This is a genomic window from Mucilaginibacter tolerans (genome assembly GCF_030519375.1).
In the GTDB taxonomy this organism is placed as follows: domain Bacteria; phylum Bacteroidota; class Bacteroidia; order Sphingobacteriales; family Sphingobacteriaceae; genus Mucilaginibacter.
The window spans coordinates 1-20,048 of sequence record NZ_JAUMKB010000016.1 but is presented as its reverse complement, the minus strand read 5'-3'; the positions used below and the strand labels follow the sequence as shown (position 1 = coordinate 20,048).

Sequence of the window (20,048 nt, the reverse complement as noted above, 5' to 3'; positions counted from 1 at the left end):
TTTATTAAATTCATTATTATATGGCTATTGAAGAAACGCCTCAATTTGACTATAACTCCACCAGGAATAAACTGATATTATCCGAGTATGGCCGCAATGTACAAAACATGGTTAAATACATTGTTGCACTACCGACCAAAGAAGAACGTAACCGCTATGCACAGGTTGTGATCGATTTGATGGGTTTTCTGAACCCTCACTTGCGGGATGTTGCTGACTTTAAGCATAAACTTTGGGACCATTTGCACATCATTTCTGATTTCAAGATCGATGTAGATTCGCCTTATCCAAAACCCGCTCCTGATGCTATTCATTTAAAGCCTGAGCCGTTGAAATACCCCCATCAGCGTATTAAATATAAGCATTATGGCAAAACCATTGAGCTGATGATCGAAAAGGCTAAAAGTATAGATGAGCCCGAGCGCAAACAACACATGGTACAGGCAATTGCTAATTTTATGAAGATGGCCTATGTACAATGGAATAAGGATTCGGTAGCAGACGAGAGTATCCTGGCTGATTTGCGGGCTATGTCAGGTGGTGCATTAAAACTCGAAGAGAATGTAAATCTTGCAAAAGTTGAATATCGCACCAGCAGCAATCAAAATACCAGCAGAGGACGTTCTAATAACAATAATCAGAACAAAAACCGCAACAACAATCCGCGGAATAACAACCAGAATAACCGTAATCGCAACAATGGCGGTGGTAGCCGGAAATATTGATCTCTCCTATGGTTCATTGTTGATAGTTCATAGCTGGCTAAGCATTATTTTTTTATAATATTTGCAAAGCAACAACAAACAATTGCTGTTTGTGAGTAGTGTGGCTATGAACTATGAACCACCAACTATAAACTAACTATGAATAACGCATTTGAGATAATTGGCGGCAAGCCATTAAAGGGCGAAATTGTACCACAAGGTGCCAAAAACGAAGCGCTTCAGATACTTTCAGCGGTACTTCTGACCAGCGAAAAAATCACGATCAGTAATATTCCTGATATAAAGGATGTGAATAAGCTGATCGAACTGCTGGGTGACATGGGCGTTATTGTTAACCGTCTTAGCCCTGACACTTATACCTTCGAAGCAAAAAATATAGATCTTAACTTTTTCGAGTCCGAAGCTTTTAAAACTAAAGGCGGTGGTTTGCGGGGGTCGATCATGATTGTAGGTCCGCTGCTGGCACGCTTTGGAAAAGCATCTATACCCAAACCAGGGGGTGACAAAATCGGTCGCCGCAGGCTGGATACTCACTTTTTAGGTTTTGAAAAGCTAGGCGCCAAATTCAATTATAATCCAGATACCGGCTTTTTCAATGTAGATGCATCTGACCTGAGAGGTACTTACATCCTGTTGGACGAAGCCTCGGTAACCGGTACAGCCAACATAGTTATGGCTGCCGTGCTGTCAAAAGGAATTACCACCATATACAATGCAGCCTGCGAGCCTTACTTGCAGCAATTATGCAAAATGCTGAACCGTATGGGGGCAAAGATCAGTGGCATCGGTTCAAATTTATTAACTATTGAAGGTGCAACAGAGCTACATGGCACAGAGCATCGCATGCTGCCTGATATGATCGAGATAGGCTCTTTCATCGGTTTAGCAGCCATGACCGGTTCTGAGATCACCATAAAGGATGTGCATTATGATGAGCTCGGCATTATTCCCGATACGTTCAAACGTTTAGGCATCAAGTTGGAGCGCCGCGGTGATGATATTTACATCCCTGCCCAAAGCCATTACGAGATCGAGACTTTTATTGATGGTTCCATCATGACCATAGCCGATGCGCCATGGCCTGGCTTCACCCCCGATTTACTGAGCATTGTTTTGGTGGTTGCTATACAGGCGAAAGGTTCCGTTCTGATACATCAAAAAATGTTCGAAAGCCGCTTGTTCTTTGTAGATAAGCTGCTAGACATGGGCGCACAGATCATACTTTGCGACCCGCACCGTGCAACCGTGATCGGATTGGACAACCAGGTAAAACTAAGAGGCATTTCGATGACTTCGCCTGATATCCGTGCCGGTGTTTCATTGCTAATTGCTGCATTATCAGCCCAGGGCAAATCAACCATTTACAATATCGAACAGATAGAACGTGGTTATCAGCATATTGATGATCGCTTGAGAGCACTTGGCGCTGATATAAGAAGAATTTAGTAGGCAAGTCTGAAGGTCCACATAGTCCGGGAGATAAACTACTAACTCTTTGGGACTTTCCGACTTACGCGGACTTTCAGACTCAAATAACTATCTTTATAAAAACCATTTATACTCTTGCACAGCTATAAAAATAACAGGTCTAAATACTCTTACTTCCTACTGATTTTTGTTGCTATTAAAGTAGGGTTGAATTTGTTGGCTATCTCTCGTTTTGGCTTTCAACGTGATGAGCTTCTGCACCTGACCTTAGGCGATCATCTGGACTGGGGTTTTAAGGAAGTGCCCCCCTTTATTGCAGTACTTGCCAAAATCACTACATCTGTATTTGGCAATTCGGTTTTTGCAGCGCGAATATTCAGCACCATATTTAGCGGACTGATCATATGGTTTACCGGACAGATCGTTATTGAATTGGGCGGAAAGAAATTTGCCATCACCCTGGCCTGCCTGGCTTTAATATTTTCACCTGCATTTGCTGCAAGCGGGTACCTCTTTCAGCCCGTGGTTTTCGATCAGCTATGGTGGGTGCTGACCGTGTATCTGCTTATCCGGTATATGAATACCTCTTTGCCCGTTTACATTTACCTGTTGGGTATTGTAATAGGAATTGGGCTACTGACCAAATATACAATGGCCTTTTTTGCCATTGCCCTAATGCTAGGACTACTGTTAACCAGGCAGCGCAAATTATTGTGGAACAAGCACGTATTATTTTCGGCCGTAATTGCATTGACCATATTCCTCCCGAATATCATCTGGCAAATGACCCATCATTTGCCTGTGGTTACCCACATGAAAACGCTTCGTTCGCAACAACTCGAATATATCAAACCAACAAATTTCATCATACAGGAACTATTGATCAACGGCATTGCCTTATTTATCTGGCTTACCGGGTTTGGCTTCTTACTATTTTCGGCGCGGTTGCGAAGGTTCCAGTTTTTGGCCTTTGCATTTATACTGATATTCATTTTCTTACTAGCCATGAAAGGTAAAGAGTATTACCTGTTTGGTGCATTCCCGATGCTTTTTGCTGCCGGCGGCTATGGGTTTGAGCGATGGATGAAATCTAAGGGTTATGTATTACGCACGGCAATTGTCTTGTTTTTCACATTGCCCAATCTCTTATTGCTTCCTTTAGCATTGCCAATATTCTCGCTGGATCAAACTATGGCAGCGTTCAGGTTCATGCATATAGCTCCAAAGTGGGAAGACCAAAAAGAGCATTACCTGAGCCAGGATTATGCTGATATGCTGGGATGGGATGAGATGACCGAAAAGGTAGCCAAAACCTACAACAGTCTTACACCCGAACAACAGAAGCATACCCAGATCTACGCTGATAATTATGGGGAAGCGGGGGCCATACATCACATTGGCAAACAATATAATTTGCCGGATGCTGCTTGCCTTAACAGCAGTTTTACACTTTGGACGCCCGACAGTCTGAATGCGCGGTATATTATTTATGTGGACGAGACAAACGGTAGTAACATAAAGAAATTCCAGTCCTATTTAGAAAGCTATATTAAAATCGGCGAAATAGATTCTCCTTATGCACGGGAAAAAGGCACGGGCATTTTCCTGCTGGTCAATCCAAAGCCTGAATTGGATGAAGCGTACCGGAAGGAATTGGCAGAGAAACGACTGGAGTAGATATTTGATGTGCGAATGTGAGGATATGCTGACGTGCGGATCAGCTACAATCTTGCCGAGAATAACTATTTTTGACAAATCAATCTATGCGCGCACTAAAAACGATCATTCTTCTCTTCATCTCTAACACTTTTATGACCTTTGCCTGGTATGGGCACCTGAAATTTAAGGAGTACACATGGGGTAAAAATCTGGGACTGGTCGCTATAATACTGATTAGCTGGGGACTGGCTTTCTTTGAATATGTATTCCAGGTGCCGGCCAACCGTGCAGGCTCACAGGAAACCGGCGGACCATTCAGCCTTGTTCAACTCAAGACTATTCAGGAGGCCGTTACATTGACTGTCTTTATGATATTCACTCTGCTTTTCTTCAAAACAGAGAAACTGGCCTGGAACCACCTGCTAGGCTTTTGCCTGATCGTGCTGGCCGTGTTTGTGATATTTAAAAAATGGTAGCTTGGATGTGCAGATGAGTGCATGTGCAAATTAAAAAGGTGTCCCGCTTACCACAAAACACCTTTCAGCTTTCATCTCACGCTGATATCGCATTAATGATATCGTACTGCGTAATAATCTCAATATTGCCCTGATCCTCTACCAAAACAGCTATATTATCTTTATTGATCATAGCCGAAATACGATCTATCGAAGTATTAACATCAACAAACGGGAATGGCGCTGTAGTGATGCTTTGTATCGGGTGCGATTTGAGTGCAGGGTTTTCGAGTAATGCATCCAGAATATCACTCTCAGTAATCTTGCCGATCACCATGCCTTTTTGAGTAACTGGTATCTGTGATATATTGAGCGATTTGATCATATTGATGGCCTCCAACACCGTCTTTTCGCAATCGATAGTGATGATCTCCTGCCTTTCTTTCTTCTTGATAATGTCTTTAGCAGTCAACTTTTCGTCCTTCAAAAATCCGCGTTCGCGCAACCAGTCTTCGTTGTACATTTTAGCCATGTAGCGTGAGCCGTGATCGGGGAATATGATAACCACCACATCGCCTTCTTTAAACATGTGTTTTACCTGCAAAACCCCTGCAACAGCTGAACCTGTGGAGTTCCCGGCAAAAATGCCTTCTTTTAAGGCTACTTCACGGGTCATCAGGGCGGCATCCTTATCGGTTACTTTTTCAAAATGATCAATCAGGTTGAAATCGACGTTCTTTGGCAGGAAGTCCTCTCCAATGCCTTCGGTGATGTATGGGTAGATCTCATCTTTATCAAAAATGCCGGTTTCCTTATATTTCTTGAATACCGAACCATAGGTATCAATTCCGATCACCTTAATATTGGGGTTCTTTTCCTTCAGATATTTAGCTATACCGGATATTGTACCGCCAGTGCCCACTCCCGCTACCAGGTGTGTTATTTTTCCTTCAGTTTGCTCCCATATTTCAGGCGCTGTCTGCTCGTAATGAGCCTGTGAGTTAGACAAATTATCGTACTGGTTTGGTTTCCACGAATTAGGCACCTCACGCTCAAGGCGTGATGAAACTGAATAATATGAACGCGGGTCTTCCGGATCAACATTGGTTGGGCACACAATCACTTCGGCACCAAAAGCACGCAGCGCATCAAATTTCTCTTTCGATTGCTTGTCAGTACTGGTAAAAATACATTTATAGCCTTTTATCACTGCAGCGATAGCCAAACCCATGCCCGTATTACCCGAAGTGCCTTCAATAATAGTTCCGCCGGGTTTCAATAAGCCGTTCTTCTCAGCATCTTCTATCATTTTAAGCGCCATGCGATCTTTAATCGAGTTACCGGGGTTGGTCGTTTCTATTTTGGCCAGCACAGTCGCCGGGATATCTTTAGTAATTGTATTTAGCCTGACCATGGGCGTGTTGCCGATGGTTTCGAGTATATTATTGTACCACATAGTATATCAAAGTTAGTTGATTAAGTTGATTGAGTTAAGTGGTTAATGCAAATTTACGGGGCCTGACTTCTCCCCTAGCCGACCACTCACTTGTTCAACTTAAAATTTGAGGTGCTTTACCGTCAAGCCATTATTGATCAATTGTTTCAATGATTCGATACCAATATGTAAATGAGTTTCTACATATTGTTCAGTAACCGACGAGTCACTTTCAGCTGTCTTCACTCCTTCCGGGATCATCGGCTGATCGGATACCAGCAACAATGCTCCTGTAGGTATTTTATTGGCAAAACCGGTTGTAAAAATAGTCGCCGTTTCCATATCAACGGCCATAGCACGCAGGGTTTTTAAATATTTCTTAAATTCTTTATCATGCTCCCAGACGCGGCGGTTGGTGGTGTAACAGGTTCCGGTCCAGTAATCACGGCCGAAGTCGCGTATGGTTGTTGAAATAGCCTTTTGGAGAGCGAATGCCGGTAGCGCAGGTACTTCAGGTGGAAGATAATCGTTCGATGTACCTTCACCTCTGATGGCTGCGATGGGCAGTATCAGGTCGCCCACATTATTCTTTTTCTTTAACCCTCCGCATTTTCCCAAAAATATAACTGCCTTTGGTTTGATAGCAGTAAGCAGATCCATCACCGTAGCCGCTACCGAACTCCCCATACCAAAGTTGATGATCGTAATTCCACCTGCTGAAACGCTTTGCATTGGTTTATCCAGCCCTACAATCTGCGCATTCTCATTCCATTCAGAAAAAAGCTGCAGGTACTTAGAAAAGTTGGTAAGGATAATATATTCGCCAAAATCATTCAGCGGGCGACCGGTATATCTCGGCAGCCAGTTCACCACAATGGCTTCCTTTGTTTTAAGACCTGATTTTACTGGCGTTTCTATTTTACTTACTTCTCTGGGATCGAGTTCGTCTTTTTTTATGTCTTTTTCTTCGTTCATAGTGTATTAGTTAGGTGTGTAAAGAGGCATTATATCGTTTGCCCCGGGAGGTCCTGACCTAAGTTCAGGAAACGATTTCTGACTATACAACAAACCCCGGCGTTTCACCAGGGTTCGTGTTTTGATATTACAAATATAAGCTTTTAAACTTATGGCGCTGTTAAGCTACTTTTAATTTTTTGAGATCTGATTTCTCGAACTTATCGTGCGCATAATCCAGCGTCACGTTCAAGCGTTTGATATCTCTCTTAGACGGAAATTCAAACATTGCATCAATCATGATTGCTTCGCAAATAGAACGCAAGCCACGTGCCCCAAGTTTAAACTCCATCGCCTTGTCGACAATAAAATCAAGTACTTCCTCATCAAACTCCAGCTTTACACCTTCATACTCAAACAATTTTTTATACTGCTTAAGTAATGAGTTTTTAGGCTCGGTAAGGATATTGTGCAACGCTTCCCTATCTAAAGGATTCAGGTAGGTTAACACCGGCAAACGACCGATCAACTCAGGGATCAATCCGAAAGACTTCAGATCAGCTGGGGTAATATACTTGTACAGATTTTTCAGGTCGATCTCGCCTTCGTGGTGTGCAAGCTTATAGCCAACGGTTTGTGTACGCAAACGGTTAGCTATCTTCTTTTCAATACCGTCAAACGCTCCACCACAAATAAAGAGGATATTATTGGTGTTCACCGTGATCATTTTCTGATCAGGATGTTTACGACCACCCTGAGGCGGTACATTTACCATTGTACCTTCCAGTATCTTTAACAACGCCTGTTGAACACCCTCCCCCGATACATCACGGGTTATGGATGCGTTATCGCTTTTGCGGGCAATCTTGTCTACTTCATCGATATAAACGATACCTTTTTCAGCAGCGGTTACATCATAATCAGCAGCCTGCAGTAAACGCGTCAGGATACTTTCCACGTCCTCTCCTACGTAACCTGCCTCTGTTAGTACAGTTGCATCGCAGATACAGAAAGGCACGTTCAGTATTTTAGCCAGCGTTTTTGCCAGTAAAGTTTTACCCGTACCGGTTTCGCCCACCATAATGATATTCGATTTTTCGATCTCTACTTCGTCCTTCTCTATCCGCTGGTTTAATCGCTTATAGTGATTGTAAACGGCTACCGAAAGAATCTTTTTGGCGTCATCCTGACCAATCACGTACTGATCGAGATGCACCTTAATCTCAGATGGCTTTAACAATGCAGGCAAAGACGGTGATGTTTTAACCTTACGCACTTTCAACTCCTCAGCCAATATTTCATTAGCCTGATTCACACATTTATCGCAAATGTGCGCATCCAGCCCGGCTATCAGCATGAGCGAATCCTGCTTACCGGCACCACAAAACGAACACCTTATCTCTTTGCTGTTCTTATTCATTATTATTCTATCTAACCAAACTTAGCAAATTAATGCAACTATTGCAACGTTTTTGGATAGTCGTTTATTATTTAATACGTTGTTGCCAGGGAGTTGTTTCTTATTTTTTGCCCTTTGTTCCGCGTAAAATCTCGTCAACCATACCAAATTCTACTGCTTCTTCCGCAATCATCCAGTGGTCACGGTCCGATGCATCCCAAACTTTCTGATATGGTGCACCGCTGTGGTCAGCAATGATTTGGTATAACTCCTGTTTCAATTTAGTAATCTCGTGGTAAGTGATCTCGATATCAGACTGCTGGCCCTGAGCACCGCCAGATGGCTGGTGGATCATCACCCTTGAGTGTGGTAAAGCAGCTCTTTTACCCTGTGTACCTGCGCACAACAATACGGCAGCCATTGAAGCAGCCATACCGGTACAAATAGTAGCTACGTCATTCGAGATAAACTGCATGGTATCATAAATACCTAAACCTGCATAAACTGAACCACCTGGGGAATTGATATAGATCTGAATGTCGCGTTTGCTATCTGCAGATTGCAGGAACAACAACTGCGCCTGAATAATATTCGCGATGTTATCATAAATAGCATCCCCCAGGAAAATGATACGGTCCATCATCAAACGCGAGAACACGTCCATTTGTGCAACGTTCAATTGGCGCTCTTCAATAATATAGGGAGTCATTCCCATAGGAAGATTGCTCTTGTCGACGTTTGAAATAAATTTATCTACATATAAGCTATTAATACGATGGTGTTTCACAGCGTATTTTCTGAATTCATTCTTATCGATATTGCTACTCATGATTTTTGTTTCCTTATTTTTTATTTGCGTTAAATATAGTTTTTAGTTGAATATAAATATTGATATTAAGTTTGGTAAAAGTAAAAATAAGATGCTTATAAAAAACGAAAGCAACCCATTAAGAGCTGCTTTGGTTTTAGTACGATATTTTTTAGAGATTATTCTACTGAGCTAAAGTCTTTAGCGTCAACTTCTTTATTTTCTAAAGTAACTACACTTTTCAAATAGTCTAGCGCTTTCACCGCTTTCACTTCTTCAAAAATCTTGTTAGCCTCGTCCCTGTTCTGTAAATACTGAACAGTATATTGACCTAATTGCTCCTCGCTTAAAGGCTGTGGGCTGTACATTCTGAATTGTGCATCCAAACGTTGTTTTGCTGCTGCGAAAACTTCCTCGTATTTGATTTCGATCTTGTTATCCTTAATGATCTTGTTTTCAAGCAAGGTCCATTTCAGGTTTTTTGCAAAATCGTCATAACCACCTGTCAGTTCTTCCTCGGTCAGTTTTTCGTTAGTTGCTTTTAACCAGCGTTTCAGGAATTCATCAGGCAATTGGAAAGTTGCTTTATCAATAGCCAGTTTATACAGGTCGTTTTGCAGTTTACGCTCAGAGTCCTGTGCGAACATCGCTTCAACTTCCTCAGTAATTTTATTCCTGAACTCCTCTTCGGTAGTTACTGTACCTTCACCAAATAATTTATCAAAGAACTCCTGGTTCAGATCGCTTTCCTCCAAACGGTTAACATTTTTAACAGTCAGGCGGAAATTTGATTTCAACTCGGCTGCTGTTTCATCGTCTACCTTTAAGATAGCAGCAATACGTGTTGCATCGTTATTATAAGCTTTCTGGATATCCAGTGTTACTTCATCACCTTTTTTCAGACCGATAAGCGACTTTTTGATTTTTTCGTCCTGTACCTGGTCTAAACGAATGGATGTAGTATTGGTAACACCACCCTCAAAAACAGAACCATCCGGAGAAAGCTGTACTAATTCGGCATAAAGCACATCACCATCTGCCGATACGTCAGGATTTGTCATTTTGCCATAGCTCTTGCGGATATTTTTGATGCGTGCTTCCAAAGTTTCTTTGTCAGCTTTGATCACGTATTGAGTCACTTTATCTTTTGATGAAAAGTCAACCTCGAAAGCTGGAGCTAAACCCACTTCATAATTAAATTCAAAATCATCAGCAAAATCCCAGTTGTATTGTTTGCTGTCGTCCATTTTTGGCAATGGCTGACCCAATACTTCCAATTGCTGTTCGTTGATATAGTTGTTCAGCGTATCAGAAAGCAGGTTATTTACTTCGTCAACCAAAATGCTTTTACCATACATTTTTTTGATATGCGCCGGCGGCACCATACCCGGGCGGAATCCTGGGATCTTTGCTTTTTTCGCATGGTCTTTTATCGCTTTTTCAACTCTGGGCTGATAATCCTCAGGTTTGATGTTGATGGTTACAACGGCATTCAGGCTGTCGATTTTTTCCTGTGAGATGTTCATCTTGTTATTTCGTTTTTTACTAAAATCCTGTGTCAGTCATGCCATTATCAAATAGCATGCCCTTTGTTTTGGGAGTGCAAAGGTAAGAATTATTTTAGAAAATTTGCCGAAAAGCCGCTTTCAATCAGATCATTTTGGCAGGCAAAATAAAAAAGCCCCGACAAGCAGGGCCTCTAAAATATTCCAAGTGAATATTTACTGTATTTTAGTAACGTTTGCAGCACCGGTTTTACTGGTGTTTACGTTTGTTGGATTGCCACGGTATTTGATATCAGCGGCTCCTGTGGTGTTCACATTCAGGTCTTTTAATACGTTAATACTGCACTCGCTTGCTCCTGTTGTCTCAATGTCGTAACTACCTACTACAAAATCCAGTGCTTTTACTTTACCGCTGCCTGCAAATTCAATCTTGTGTGAAGAGGCCTGCCCTTTTAGAGTCATGTCAGTTGAGCCGCTGCCTTCTGTAAACAAATTAGCTGCATTCAAATCCATGTCAACTTTACTGGCGCCGTTAAGTTCAAGGCGAAGGTCTTTTGTGTTTAGTTTCCCGTCGGTAGCTAAATTGATACCTCCTGACGTTTTTATTACTTCAAGGTTCCTCACTCCTATGTTGAGCACGAGCTCGCCGCTGCCGCATATGCTTTTCTTTGAGTAAATGCGCAGCTTATCGCCATCTGAGTTTATGTGAATATATTTCATCAGATTATCATCCGCGGTAACAGATACGGTCAGGCTGCTGTCCTGTTTCAGGTTAATCTTAAAGCCGCCAGAAATATCGAGTCTGGTAAAATCGCTTACTTTATGATTTTCGGTTACCTGGTGGCCAGAGCCCTTTATACAGCCGAACCGGCACGATGATAAAACAGATAACGATATGGCTGCAATAAATAATATCGCAATGGAGTATAATTTTTTCATGGTTTGATTTTTTTAGGTATTGGACGTGTTTGATCAGATCTGGTTACATCAAAAATAAAAAAAGCCGTTCGATTTACAAGAACGGCCCTCTGAATATATGATGAACTTTTGCAAAAGTAGGATTAAAGTACTGCGATGTCTTCGTTTGTATTTACATTCAATCCGTCAACAGTTTTAGTAATATGCCCAGCGGCAAAGTCAGTGCTGTTTACAGTAGCTGAACGATCGTATTTTAAGTTACATTCATTTATGTTACCAGTTAAGTCAGCTTTTGCACGGTTGTTTAAAGTGATGTCTGCACTGTAGCCGTCCAAATCCAGTTTAGCATAAGCGTTGTCGTGTAAAGTAACATTCATTTCTATTGGTGATAGTTTACCGAATGATTTTACTTCAGCGTTGTCATAAGCTGAGATAGCAGTTAACTGAGCTGCGGTAACCCAAACTACCAGTTTCTGATCGGCAAAAGATGAGATGCGTAATACCCCGTTCTGGCTTTGTATCAAAGCGCTTTCTGAATAGTAACGGTTGTATACTTTTACCTGATCGGCTGAACCGTCTGATACGAATACTTCAACGTTTCCACGAACCTCAATTTTGTTGATTTTGCTTACATTAGTTAACACGGTGCTAACTTCGCTTTTGTTGTTTGCAGCTGCGCTGTCTTTTACTGCTGCTATGGTTGTGTTGCTTACTCCTAATACTATTGCTGCGATAGCTACGAAGGATAAAAATTTAGTTTTCATGATATTTAATATTTTGATTGTCAATTTGTTTGTTTCTAAATACACCCATAAGACGACCCCAAAAAGGAATCGTTACAGCCAAAACCCCACTATTAGATGTATGGCCCTTTTATCTCGGTGAACGGCTGAAAATGGTCGGCGAAAATTCTGTTGGGCGGCCGTGTCGTGGCTTTTACTACCTCTTTTTTAACTGAAATTTTATTGAACGGCTGTTACATATGCTGGCTGCCTTGCGTAATGAGTATATTACCTTGAGCCAAATATGAAAAGTAAAACTATCCTGACTTTATTCACTATTGTTGCACTTGTTGGTGTACTTACATCATGCAAAAAAACGCAGGATCCCAACTTGCCCGCTAAACAGGTCACTTCGCAAGATAATGGTAAAACCGTTACGCTTTTAGAAGGTCAAATTCTTAAAATCAAACTTGGGAACCCCGGCGATGGTGGATATACTTTTGATGCGCCAAAATATGATTCATCAATGCTGAAGTTGAATAGTCATATCAATACCCCACCTGTAAACAATATGAACGTTGGAGATTTCGGAACAGATACCTGGGAGTTTAGCGCCTTAAAATCAGGTACCGCCGCATTGATTATAACTGCCACACGAGGTTCAGAAAGCCCGATTATTATATTTAGCGGAACAATAACAGTTAAATAATAAAAACTGCGCCCATAAAAAAAGCCACCTGTTAAACAAGTGGCCTGCGATGTATATGTTGAACTTTTGCAAGTGATGATTATAAAACTACCAGATCATCGTTTTTAGCGACTCCGTCAGTTGTTCTTGTCATGTGCGCTGCAGCGAAGTTGGTGCTGTTTACATAGGCTGAGCGGTCGTATTTTAAGTTACATTGTTCTACGTTACCTGAAAGATCAGCTTTTGCGCGGTTGTTTACGGTAATGTTCATGCTGTAACCGTCTACATCTAATTGGGCATAAGCATTATCGTGTAAAGTTATATCCATTTCAAGCGGAGAGATTTTACCGAATGATTTTACTTCAGCATTGTCATAAGCAGCGATTGAGCTTAACTGTTCTGCTTTAACCCAAACTACCAGTTTCTGGTCGGCGAAAGATGAGATACGTAATGTACCGTTGTTGTTTTGGATCAAAGCGCTTTCTGAATAGTAGCGGTTATAAACTTTAACCTGATCGTCTGAGCCATCAGTTATATACAGCTCAACATTACCGCGAACTTCGATCTTGCTGATTTTGCTTACCTTCAATACAGTGCTAACTTCACTGTTGTTTGCAGCTGAATCTTTTGTTGCTGCCAAGGTGGTGTTGCTTACTCCTAAAACTACTGCTGCAATAGCTATTAAGGAAAAAATTCTTGTTTTCATGATATTTAATATTTTGATTGTCAATTTGTTTGTTTCTAAATACACCCATAAGACGATCACAGGAAAGATCCGTTACAGTAAAAAGGCCTCTATTAGTTGTACAGCAGGGTTTTCCCGGTAAAGCGGGGATTTTGGTCGGTGAAAAAATCAGGTTTATACCGACCGGTAACAATTACAATGTCAGGCAATCTCGTTCAAAACTTCTGATGATCAGAATCTATTTAGTGGTTATCGGCGATAGACGGCTCTTCAGTTCTTTGCCGATGCCGATAAATGTGCGGTGATTTAACGGGAACTCCAGGATTACGTGAATAGTGCTCAATAGGAAAAGCCATTTTAATCCTGTATTATAGTTATAAAAGTATAACCCGACTGATGCGATCCAGATGACAATGATGAATACAGCCCTTTTTACAGATATCCGGTGCCAATTAATAATCCGGGTTTTGCTAAACCAATTTAAATAGTGATAAGTGTAGGCAAAAGCAATGAACCTTGTTAATAAAACACTTGTTTTATCGGCATAAATATTAAGTACATGAGTATGTAGTGTAGTAAAATTAAGCCGCGAGAAGGCTCCATAGTTACTTGCAGCCCATGCGGTAGGTACATTATGCCATCCGGCAAATAAAAAACATAATAATACCGGACATAATACAAACACTAATATTGACAGGTAACCCGAAATATTCTTGCTTTTCAAAGCGCCATACAATATAAACGCCCCGGTAAACACATATACATGAATAAGGGTGCCCAGATACAACCCGAAAATAGTCCGGAGTAGATTATGTGATAATAAAAAATACCCGGCAACTATTAATATCACAAATGCAAGCACTCGATTCGTGCTATCCTTAATAAACAAGAAAAGCAATGTTAATCCAAATGTATAAAATAATAGGTTAGCATATGGCAGTTTAATCAGCAGAGCAACAATCACGATGATTATAATGATAAAATAGTCATGTTTTTTAACAGTAAAGAACTGCCTTTCTTTAAGCCATGATATCTCAGTAAGATAATGTGCCGGCCCCAGGATAGCATACGATAACAAGGCTAGTTCAAAAGGGATGAGTATCGCAAGACATGCAGACAGCACCATCGCCAGAATGTTATAGTAATTAACGCGATCCAACTGGTTCATTCCCATCATCATATTAAAGATGCAAAATATCTCTTTTAGGAAACCTTCTATCTTTTAATTATAAATTTATAAATAATACCTCTCCCCGTCCGTCTTGATCTTACCGGCATCCAGCAGGGTACGGATGGTTTCGATGCGGTCTTTTTCAGTACCGGCTTTTATGGAACTCATCAAGTCATCAATAGTAAGCGCATCGACACTAAGCAGATGGGCTATCTCGTCGGTGATGTTGTCAGAGGTTTCGGAAAGGTTTTTCAGGCGTTTTTCTTCCAGGCAAATATCGCAGATACCGCATTTATCGGCATCAGATTCATCAAAATAAGCCAGCAACATCTGGCTGCGGCACTTTTTATGTTCTGCATAAGCAAATACCGCTTCGAGTTTTTTCAGGTAGATGGCTTTGCGCTCATCAATATAACGCTTATTAACCACCATCTCATTATTTTGCAACCGCGGCTTCAGGTAAGTTACCTGCGGCATGTCAGTTTGTTGCATATAGCTGAGTATACCGATTTCCTGTAGTTGTTTTAAGCCTTCAATTACTTGCTGAACACTGAGATTGCTTCGCCGGGCAATATCGAACTCGCGCAAACGAACATAGTTCTCAAACGAGCCTCCATAGGAGCGTAGTAGTGTTTTGATGAAAGGATCCCATGAAGCATTTTGAATTTGGAAGTTATATAGTTCCTCATTATGCACTTCGAAACGAAAACGTGAGGGTAAAAACACACTTTCGTTAAATGACAGGTATTCATCCTGCTCGAGGAATTTCAGCGCATTTAGCGTTTTATTGGGTTCAAGTTTGTAACGAACACAAAAATCGCTCAGATCGATATCAAAACTCACTCCCTCGCCGGTTCCGAAGGCTAATTGAAAATAACTGCCTAAATGGTGATAAACCAGTTTGATCTCGTCTACCGAAGGAAAGTTGGTCAGCAGTTTCTTTTCATTCTTCAGGCGGTCGGCATAATTGTATAGTAACACGGCATAAGCCTTTTGTTCATCACGTCCTCCCCTGCCGGCTTCCTGGTAATACGCCTCCAGGCTTTCGGGTATATCCTTATGGATTACGAAACGAACATCCGGTTTATCAATCCCCATCCCGAAGGCATTTGTTGCCACTATGATCCGCGTTTTATTGTTTTTCCATTCTTCTTGTTTCTTTGATCGTTGTTCCATCGTCAGGCCAGCGTGGTAAAAATCAGCCCTGAAACCATTCTCATTATAGAGCTTAGCGATCTCGGAAGTTTCCTTACGACTGCGGACATAAACAATACCACTACCCTTCACCCCTCTCGCAACATCCAACAGTTTGCGTAGCTTGTTTTCTTCGTTCTGCACCACGTAGCTGATATTCTTCCGCTCAAAGCTTTTGCGGTAAATATTTGGCTGCTTAAATAATAGCTTTTGCTGAATATCGTCACAGACTTCAGCCGTAGCGGTAGCGGTAAGCGCCAATACGGGGACGTCTGGCTGTATTTCGCGCAAATCAGCGATATGCAAATATGGCGGCCTGAAATCGTAGCCCCATTGTGATATACAATGCGCTTCGTCAACTGCGATCAGGTTGACATTCATATAAGCAATCCGCTCACGAACCAGTTCTGATAGCAGGCGTTCGGGAGACAAGTACAGAAATTTAACTCCACTGTAAACACATCTATCCAAAGTAATATCCACCTCTCGTTTGCTCATACCGGATACGATGGCAACAGCCTCAATGCCTTTTGCTTTCAGGTTCTCTACCTGGTCCTTCATCAAAGCGATCAGAGGCGAGACAACTATGCATAACCCAGCCTTAGTTAAAGCTGGTACCTGAAAGCAGATAGACTTACCTCCGCCCGTTGGAAGCAAAGCCAGCGTATCCTGACCCAGTAAAACAGACTGGATGATCTCCTCCTGTAATGGCCGGAAGGTATCGTGGTTCCAATAATGTTTTAGTATTTGCTGGATAGTCATTATTAATCTCGGATGTCGAATTTACAATTTCGGATTTAGTATTCGCTTGTAAGATAGCCGTGAAATGTAACATTCGAAATCCAAAACCTTTTTAATAACTCAATATTTTTAACTTCGCGGCGTTAACATATTGATACCTTATGAAATATCTGATTCTATCTCTACTATTTTCCTTATCAATCAATATAGTTTCTGCCCAAAAATGGAACGTGGAGGCGCCTCCCGGACCGGTAAAAAAAGTAAGTATTACTACCGACGAAGGTACCTGGATGAATCTGGATGTGAGTCCGGATGGCCAGAATATTGTCTTCGACTTGCTGGGCGATATTTACACCATTCCAATAAAAGGTGGAAAAGCTACGACACTTACCTCCGGGAAGTCGTGGGACTTACAGCCGCGCTACAGTCCTGATGGTAAAATGATATCCTACACCAGCGATAAGGATGGCGGTGATAACATCTGGATCATGAACAGTGATGGCTCCAATAAACACCCCATCACCAAAGAGACTTTCAGATTATTAAATAACGCATCATGGACACCTGATGGCCAGTATTTGGTAGCACGTAAGCATTTTACAGCAAGCCGTTCATTAGGCGCTGGTGAAATGTGGTTGTATCACAAAACAGGTGGTGATGGTATCCAGTTAACCAAACGCAAAAATGATCAACAGGATGCGGGTGAGCCTATTGTATCGCCTGATGGTAAATATGTTTACTGGAGCGAGGATGTTACACCTGGGCCATATTTTCAATATAACAAAGACCCTTACCAGGGCATTTACGCTATAAAAAGATTGAATCGCGAAACAGGCGAAATAGAAACAGTAACTGGTGGAGGCGGCGGTGCTTGCCGTCCGCAGATCTCTCCTGACGGCAAATTATTGGCATTTGTGAAGCGTGTAAGGCTGAAGAGCGTATTATACCTGCACAACCTGGCAACAGGCGAAGAATGGCCGGTTTATGACGAGCTTTCAAAAGACCAGCAGGAAACCTGGGCCATATTTGGTGTTTATCCTAATTTCGGATGGACTCCCGACAGTAAGAGCATCATTTTCTATGCTAAAGGCAAGATATGGAACCTGGATATTACGACATTAAATGCTGCGCAGATACCGTTTGAGGTTACTTCACAACAAACGATAACAGATGCGCTTCATTTCCCTCAACGGGTTTTCCAGGATGAGTTCTCAGCTAAAATGATCCGTCAGTTGACCACCTCGCCGGACGGTAAACAAGTGGCATTCAATGCAGCTGGACACATTTACATCAAAACTTTGCCCGATGGAGCACCTATGCGAATTGATAGCACAGCTGATTTTGAATATGAACCGCAGTTTAGTCCGGATGGAAAATCACTCATTTATGTCGACTGGAATGACGAACTGAAAGGCTCTATCAGCAAGGTCGATCTGACAACGCATTTTGTAAGCCGGCTTACCCCAGAGAAAGGCCTGTATTATTCGCCAAAATTCTCCAACAAGGGCGATAAGATCATTTTCCGAAAGGGTGAAGGTAACGATGTGTTAGGCTTCGCGTTTGGTAAAAATCCGGGAATATATGTCATGTCGGCAACGGGCGGCAAACCAAAAATGATTATCAATAATGGTATCTGGCCTCAGTACTCTGCCGACGATTCAAAAATCTATTACCAAAGCAGCGAGGGCGATAAAAAGACCTTTATGGTGATGGATACCACCGGCGCAAACCAAAAAACATTATATACTTCAACTTATACTACCCAGTTCACGCCTAGTCCTGATGGGAAATGGATGGCATTCACAGAGTTATTTAACTGTTATATCACACCAATGGTTTACTCCGGCAGTCCTCAGGATTTGTCGGCAGGCAATAAAGCCCTCCCGCTCAACAAGCTAACTCGTGATGCAGGCACCTATCTCCATTGGAGCAAGGATAGTCAGAAATTGATGTGGACGCTGGGATCAAAATATTTTGTGCGCGATATTCATAGCGCGTTCCCGTTTGTAGAAGGCGGTGACGATAAAACAAAAGTTGTTGATACAGCGGGAACCGACGTTAACCTGAAACTGAAATCAGATATTCCGGACGGCAAAATAGCCTTCACCAATGCCCGTATTATTACTATGAAGGGCGATGAGGTGATTGACAACGGCACTATTGTAATTGAGAAAAACAGGATAGCCGCTATAGGAAAAGCATCTGACATACAAGTTCCGTCTGATGCGAAAGTCTTCGATGCTAATGGTAAAACCATTATGCCGGGCATGATCGATGTTCATGCACACCTGCATCCAAGTCCGGATGGTATTTCACCACAGCAGGACTGGAATTACTTTGCCAACTTGTCATTTGGCGTAACAACGGCGCACGATCCATCCACCAATACGGAGATGGTTTTTAGCCAGTCGGAAATGGTAAAGGCCGGCATTATGGTTGGCCCGCGGATATATTCGACCGGCTCGATCTTGTATGGCGCAGATGGTGACTTTAAAGTAGTGATCAACAGTCTCGACGATGCTTTGTCCAATCTTCGCAGATTAAAAGCGGTAGGGGCATTTTCAGTGAAAAGCTATAATCAACCACGTCGCGAACAACGTCAGCAAATCATCGCAGCAGCCCGTGAATTGCAGATGCAGGTAGTACCTGAAGGAGGGTCAACCTTCTTCACCAATATGAATATGATACTAGATGGGCATACCGGAATTGAGCATAATATTCCCGTTGTACCGATTTATAAAGACGTGAAGTCCCTTTGGAATGCTAGCAAAACCGGTTATACTCCTACCCTGATCGTATCCTATGGGGGCTTATTTGGCGAGAACTACTGGTATGACCGTACTGAAGTTTGGAAAAACGAACACCTGCTCAGCTTTACGCCGCAATCTATTGTAGACGCACGCTCACGCCGCAGAGTAACTGCTGAATATGGCGACTACGGCCATATCGAGGTCTCCAAATATGTAAAACAAATCGCTGACGGTGGTACCAAAGTTAACCTGGGCGCACATGGTCAGCTACAGGGCCTTGGCGCGCATTGGGAGCTTTGGATGTTGACACAGGGCGGTATGACTCCATTGCAGGCTATCCGGTGCGCAACTATGAATGGCGCATCTTATTTGGGAATGGACAGAGATATAGGCTCATTGGAGCAAGGCAAACTGGCCGATTTGATTGTTCTGAATGCTAACCCATTGATTGATATCCGCAACAGCGAAAAGATAAAATACGTGATGGTAAATGGTCGGCTGTATGATGCCAATTCGATGAACGAAATTGGCAATCACGAAAAACCGCGCCTGCGTTTCTGGTGGCAGCAAAACAGGGGTGAAATGGTGAACTTACCTGTAGGCAATACCGAAACCTGGCTGTATACCTCGCAGGATGGAGACTAATTAGTCAGAAAGTCCGAAAGAAAGACAGCTTCCGGACATACCGACTTTCCGACTTCTCATAATCTTTAGCTACAAAAAAAGCCCGTCAGTTTGGACTGAACCCCAAAAGTTGGACGAATTTAAAAATTAATTGTAATGATGAGCCCGATAATTTATCGGGCTCATC

Annotated in this window: 16 protein-coding genes; 6 read left to right on the top strand and 10 right to left on the bottom strand. The window is 42.2% G+C overall.

What is annotated here, in order from left to right; all coding sequences use genetic code 11:
• Positions 1–20 precede the first annotated feature (20 nt).
• From Q3A68_RS18740 to Q3A68_RS18725, 4 genes are all read left to right on the top strand, one after another.
• The gene (locus Q3A68_RS18740) at positions 21–725 is read left to right on the top strand and encodes a DUF4290 domain-containing protein (RefSeq protein WP_302902656.1); all 705 of its coding nucleotides are present in this window, start codon (positions 21–23) and stop codon (positions 723–725) included.
• Positions 726–863: 138 nt separating this feature from the next.
• Positions 864–2,171, top strand: a complete 1,308-nt coding sequence (murA, locus tag Q3A68_RS18735; RefSeq protein ID WP_302902655.1) for a UDP-N-acetylglucosamine 1-carboxyvinyltransferase — start codon at positions 864–866, stop codon at positions 2,169–2,171.
• A gap of 117 nt (positions 2,172–2,288) precedes the next feature.
• Complete coding sequence (locus Q3A68_RS18730; RefSeq protein WP_302902654.1) at positions 2,289–3,830, top strand: ArnT family glycosyltransferase; 1,542 nt, start codon at positions 2,289–2,291, stop codon at positions 3,828–3,830.
• Positions 3,831–3,916: 86 nt separating this feature from the next.
• Entirely contained in the window at positions 3,917–4,288 is a 372-nt protein-coding gene (locus Q3A68_RS18725; RefSeq protein ID WP_302902653.1) for a DMT family protein, read from the top strand.
• 76 nt (positions 4,289–4,364) lie between these two features.
• Here Q3A68_RS18725 and Q3A68_RS18720 read toward each other — a convergent pair whose 3' ends face one another.
• The 7 genes from Q3A68_RS18720 to Q3A68_RS18690 form a co-directional block, all read right to left on the bottom strand.
• Positions 4,365–5,723 carry a pyridoxal-phosphate dependent enzyme gene (locus Q3A68_RS18720; RefSeq protein ID WP_302902652.1) on the bottom strand — a complete coding sequence of 453 codons (1,359 nt, stop codon included), beginning with the start codon at positions 5,721–5,723 and terminating at the stop codon, positions 4,365–4,367.
• Between the two features lie 99 nt (positions 5,724–5,822).
• Positions 5,823–6,677, bottom strand: coding sequence for an AMP nucleosidase (locus Q3A68_RS18715; RefSeq protein WP_302902651.1), 855 nt, complete (start codon positions 6,675–6,677; stop codon positions 5,823–5,825).
• A 160-nt stretch (positions 6,678–6,837) separates the two neighbouring features.
• Positions 6,838–8,076, bottom strand: a complete 1,239-nt coding sequence (clpX, locus tag Q3A68_RS18710) for an ATP-dependent Clp protease ATP-binding subunit ClpX (protein WP_302902650.1) — start codon at positions 8,074–8,076, stop codon at positions 6,838–6,840.
• Between the two features lie 100 nt (positions 8,077–8,176).
• Positions 8,177–8,884 (bottom strand): ATP-dependent Clp endopeptidase proteolytic subunit ClpP, encoded by a 708-nt coding sequence (clpP, locus tag Q3A68_RS18705; protein ID WP_302902649.1) that lies wholly within the window; start codon positions 8,882–8,884, stop codon positions 8,177–8,179.
• A 158-nt stretch (positions 8,885–9,042) separates the two neighbouring features.
• Positions 9,043–10,389, bottom strand: a complete 1,347-nt coding sequence (gene tig / locus Q3A68_RS18700; RefSeq protein WP_302902648.1) for a trigger factor — start codon at positions 10,387–10,389, stop codon at positions 9,043–9,045.
• 195 nt (positions 10,390–10,584) lie between these two features.
• The gene (locus Q3A68_RS18695) at positions 10,585–11,307 is read right to left on the bottom strand and encodes a head GIN domain-containing protein (RefSeq protein WP_302902647.1); all 723 of its coding nucleotides are present in this window, start codon (positions 11,305–11,307) and stop codon (positions 10,585–10,587) included.
• A gap of 122 nt (positions 11,308–11,429) precedes the next feature.
• Positions 11,430–12,050, bottom strand: coding sequence for a GIN domain-containing protein (locus Q3A68_RS18690; RefSeq protein ID WP_302902646.1), 621 nt, complete (start codon positions 12,048–12,050; stop codon positions 11,430–11,432).
• Positions 12,051–12,312: 262 nt separating this feature from the next.
• Between Q3A68_RS18690 and Q3A68_RS18685 the strand changes: the two genes are divergently transcribed.
• Positions 12,313–12,717 carry a protease inhibitor I42 family protein gene (locus Q3A68_RS18685; RefSeq protein ID WP_302902645.1) on the top strand — a complete coding sequence of 135 codons (405 nt, stop codon included), beginning with the start codon at positions 12,313–12,315 and terminating at the stop codon, positions 12,715–12,717.
• Positions 12,718–12,796: 79 nt separating this feature from the next.
• On the opposite strand, the gene Q3A68_RS18680 is transcribed toward Q3A68_RS18685, so the two are convergent.
• The 3 genes from Q3A68_RS18680 to Q3A68_RS18670 form a co-directional block, all read right to left on the bottom strand.
• Positions 12,797–13,402, bottom strand: a complete 606-nt coding sequence (locus tag Q3A68_RS18680; RefSeq protein WP_302902644.1) for a GIN domain-containing protein — start codon at positions 13,400–13,402, stop codon at positions 12,797–12,799.
• Between the two features lie 217 nt (positions 13,403–13,619).
• Positions 13,620–14,549: a hypothetical protein gene (locus Q3A68_RS18675; protein WP_302902643.1), complete on the bottom strand. Its 930-nt coding sequence runs from the start codon at positions 14,547–14,549 to the stop codon at positions 13,620–13,622.
• A 66-nt stretch (positions 14,550–14,615) separates the two neighbouring features.
• The gene (locus Q3A68_RS18670; RefSeq protein WP_302902642.1) at positions 14,616–16,508 is read right to left on the bottom strand and encodes a RecQ family ATP-dependent DNA helicase; all 1,893 of its coding nucleotides are present in this window, start codon (positions 16,506–16,508) and stop codon (positions 14,616–14,618) included.
• A gap of 140 nt (positions 16,509–16,648) precedes the next feature.
• Here Q3A68_RS18670 and Q3A68_RS18665 point away from each other — a divergent pair, with 140 nt between their 5' ends.
• Complete coding sequence (locus Q3A68_RS18665; protein WP_302902641.1) at positions 16,649–19,882, top strand: amidohydrolase family protein; 3,234 nt, start codon at positions 16,649–16,651, stop codon at positions 19,880–19,882.
• Positions 19,883–20,048 lie beyond the last annotated feature (166 nt).

What these genes read in the sequence shown, in the direction of transcription:
- Q3A68_RS18740 (WP_302902656.1), top strand. Translation starts at nt 21, where the DNA reads ATGGCTATTGAAGAAACGCCTCAATTTGACTATAACTCCACCAGGAAT.
- Q3A68_RS18670 (WP_302902642.1), bottom strand. Translation starts at nt 16,508, where the DNA reads ATGACTATCCAGCAAATACTAAAACATTATTGGAACCACGATACCTTC.
- murA (WP_302902655.1), top strand. Translation starts at nt 864, where the DNA reads ATGAATAACGCATTTGAGATAATTGGCGGCAAGCCATTAAAGGGCGAA.
- Q3A68_RS18720 (WP_302902652.1), bottom strand. Translation starts at nt 5,723, where the DNA reads ATGTGGTACAATAATATACTCGAAACCATCGGCAACACGCCCATGGTC.
- clpP (WP_302902649.1), bottom strand. Translation starts at nt 8,884, where the DNA reads ATGAGTAGCAATATCGATAAGAATGAATTCAGAAAATACGCTGTGAAA.
- tig (WP_302902648.1), bottom strand. Translation starts at nt 10,389, where the DNA reads ATGAACATCTCACAGGAAAAAATCGACAGCCTGAATGCCGTTGTAACC.
- Q3A68_RS18695 (WP_302902647.1), bottom strand. Translation starts at nt 11,307, where the DNA reads ATGAAAAAATTATACTCCATTGCGATATTATTTATTGCAGCCATATCG.
- Q3A68_RS18665 (WP_302902641.1), top strand. Translation starts at nt 16,649, where the DNA reads ATGAAATATCTGATTCTATCTCTACTATTTTCCTTATCAATCAATATA.
- Q3A68_RS18690 (WP_302902646.1), bottom strand. Translation starts at nt 12,050, where the DNA reads ATGAAAACTAAATTTTTATCCTTCGTAGCTATCGCAGCAATAGTATTA.
- clpX (WP_302902650.1), bottom strand. Translation starts at nt 8,076, where the DNA reads ATGAATAAGAACAGCAAAGAGATAAGGTGTTCGTTTTGTGGTGCCGGT.
- Q3A68_RS18675 (WP_302902643.1), bottom strand. Translation starts at nt 14,549, where the DNA reads ATGAACCAGTTGGATCGCGTTAATTACTATAACATTCTGGCGATGGTG.
- Q3A68_RS18725 (WP_302902653.1), top strand. Translation starts at nt 3,917, where the DNA reads ATGCGCGCACTAAAAACGATCATTCTTCTCTTCATCTCTAACACTTTT.
- Q3A68_RS18715 (WP_302902651.1), bottom strand. Translation starts at nt 6,677, where the DNA reads ATGAACGAAGAAAAAGACATAAAAAAAGACGAACTCGATCCCAGAGAA.
- Q3A68_RS18685 (WP_302902645.1), top strand. Translation starts at nt 12,313, where the DNA reads ATGAAAAGTAAAACTATCCTGACTTTATTCACTATTGTTGCACTTGTT.
- Q3A68_RS18680 (WP_302902644.1), bottom strand. Translation starts at nt 13,402, where the DNA reads ATGAAAACAAGAATTTTTTCCTTAATAGCTATTGCAGCAGTAGTTTTA.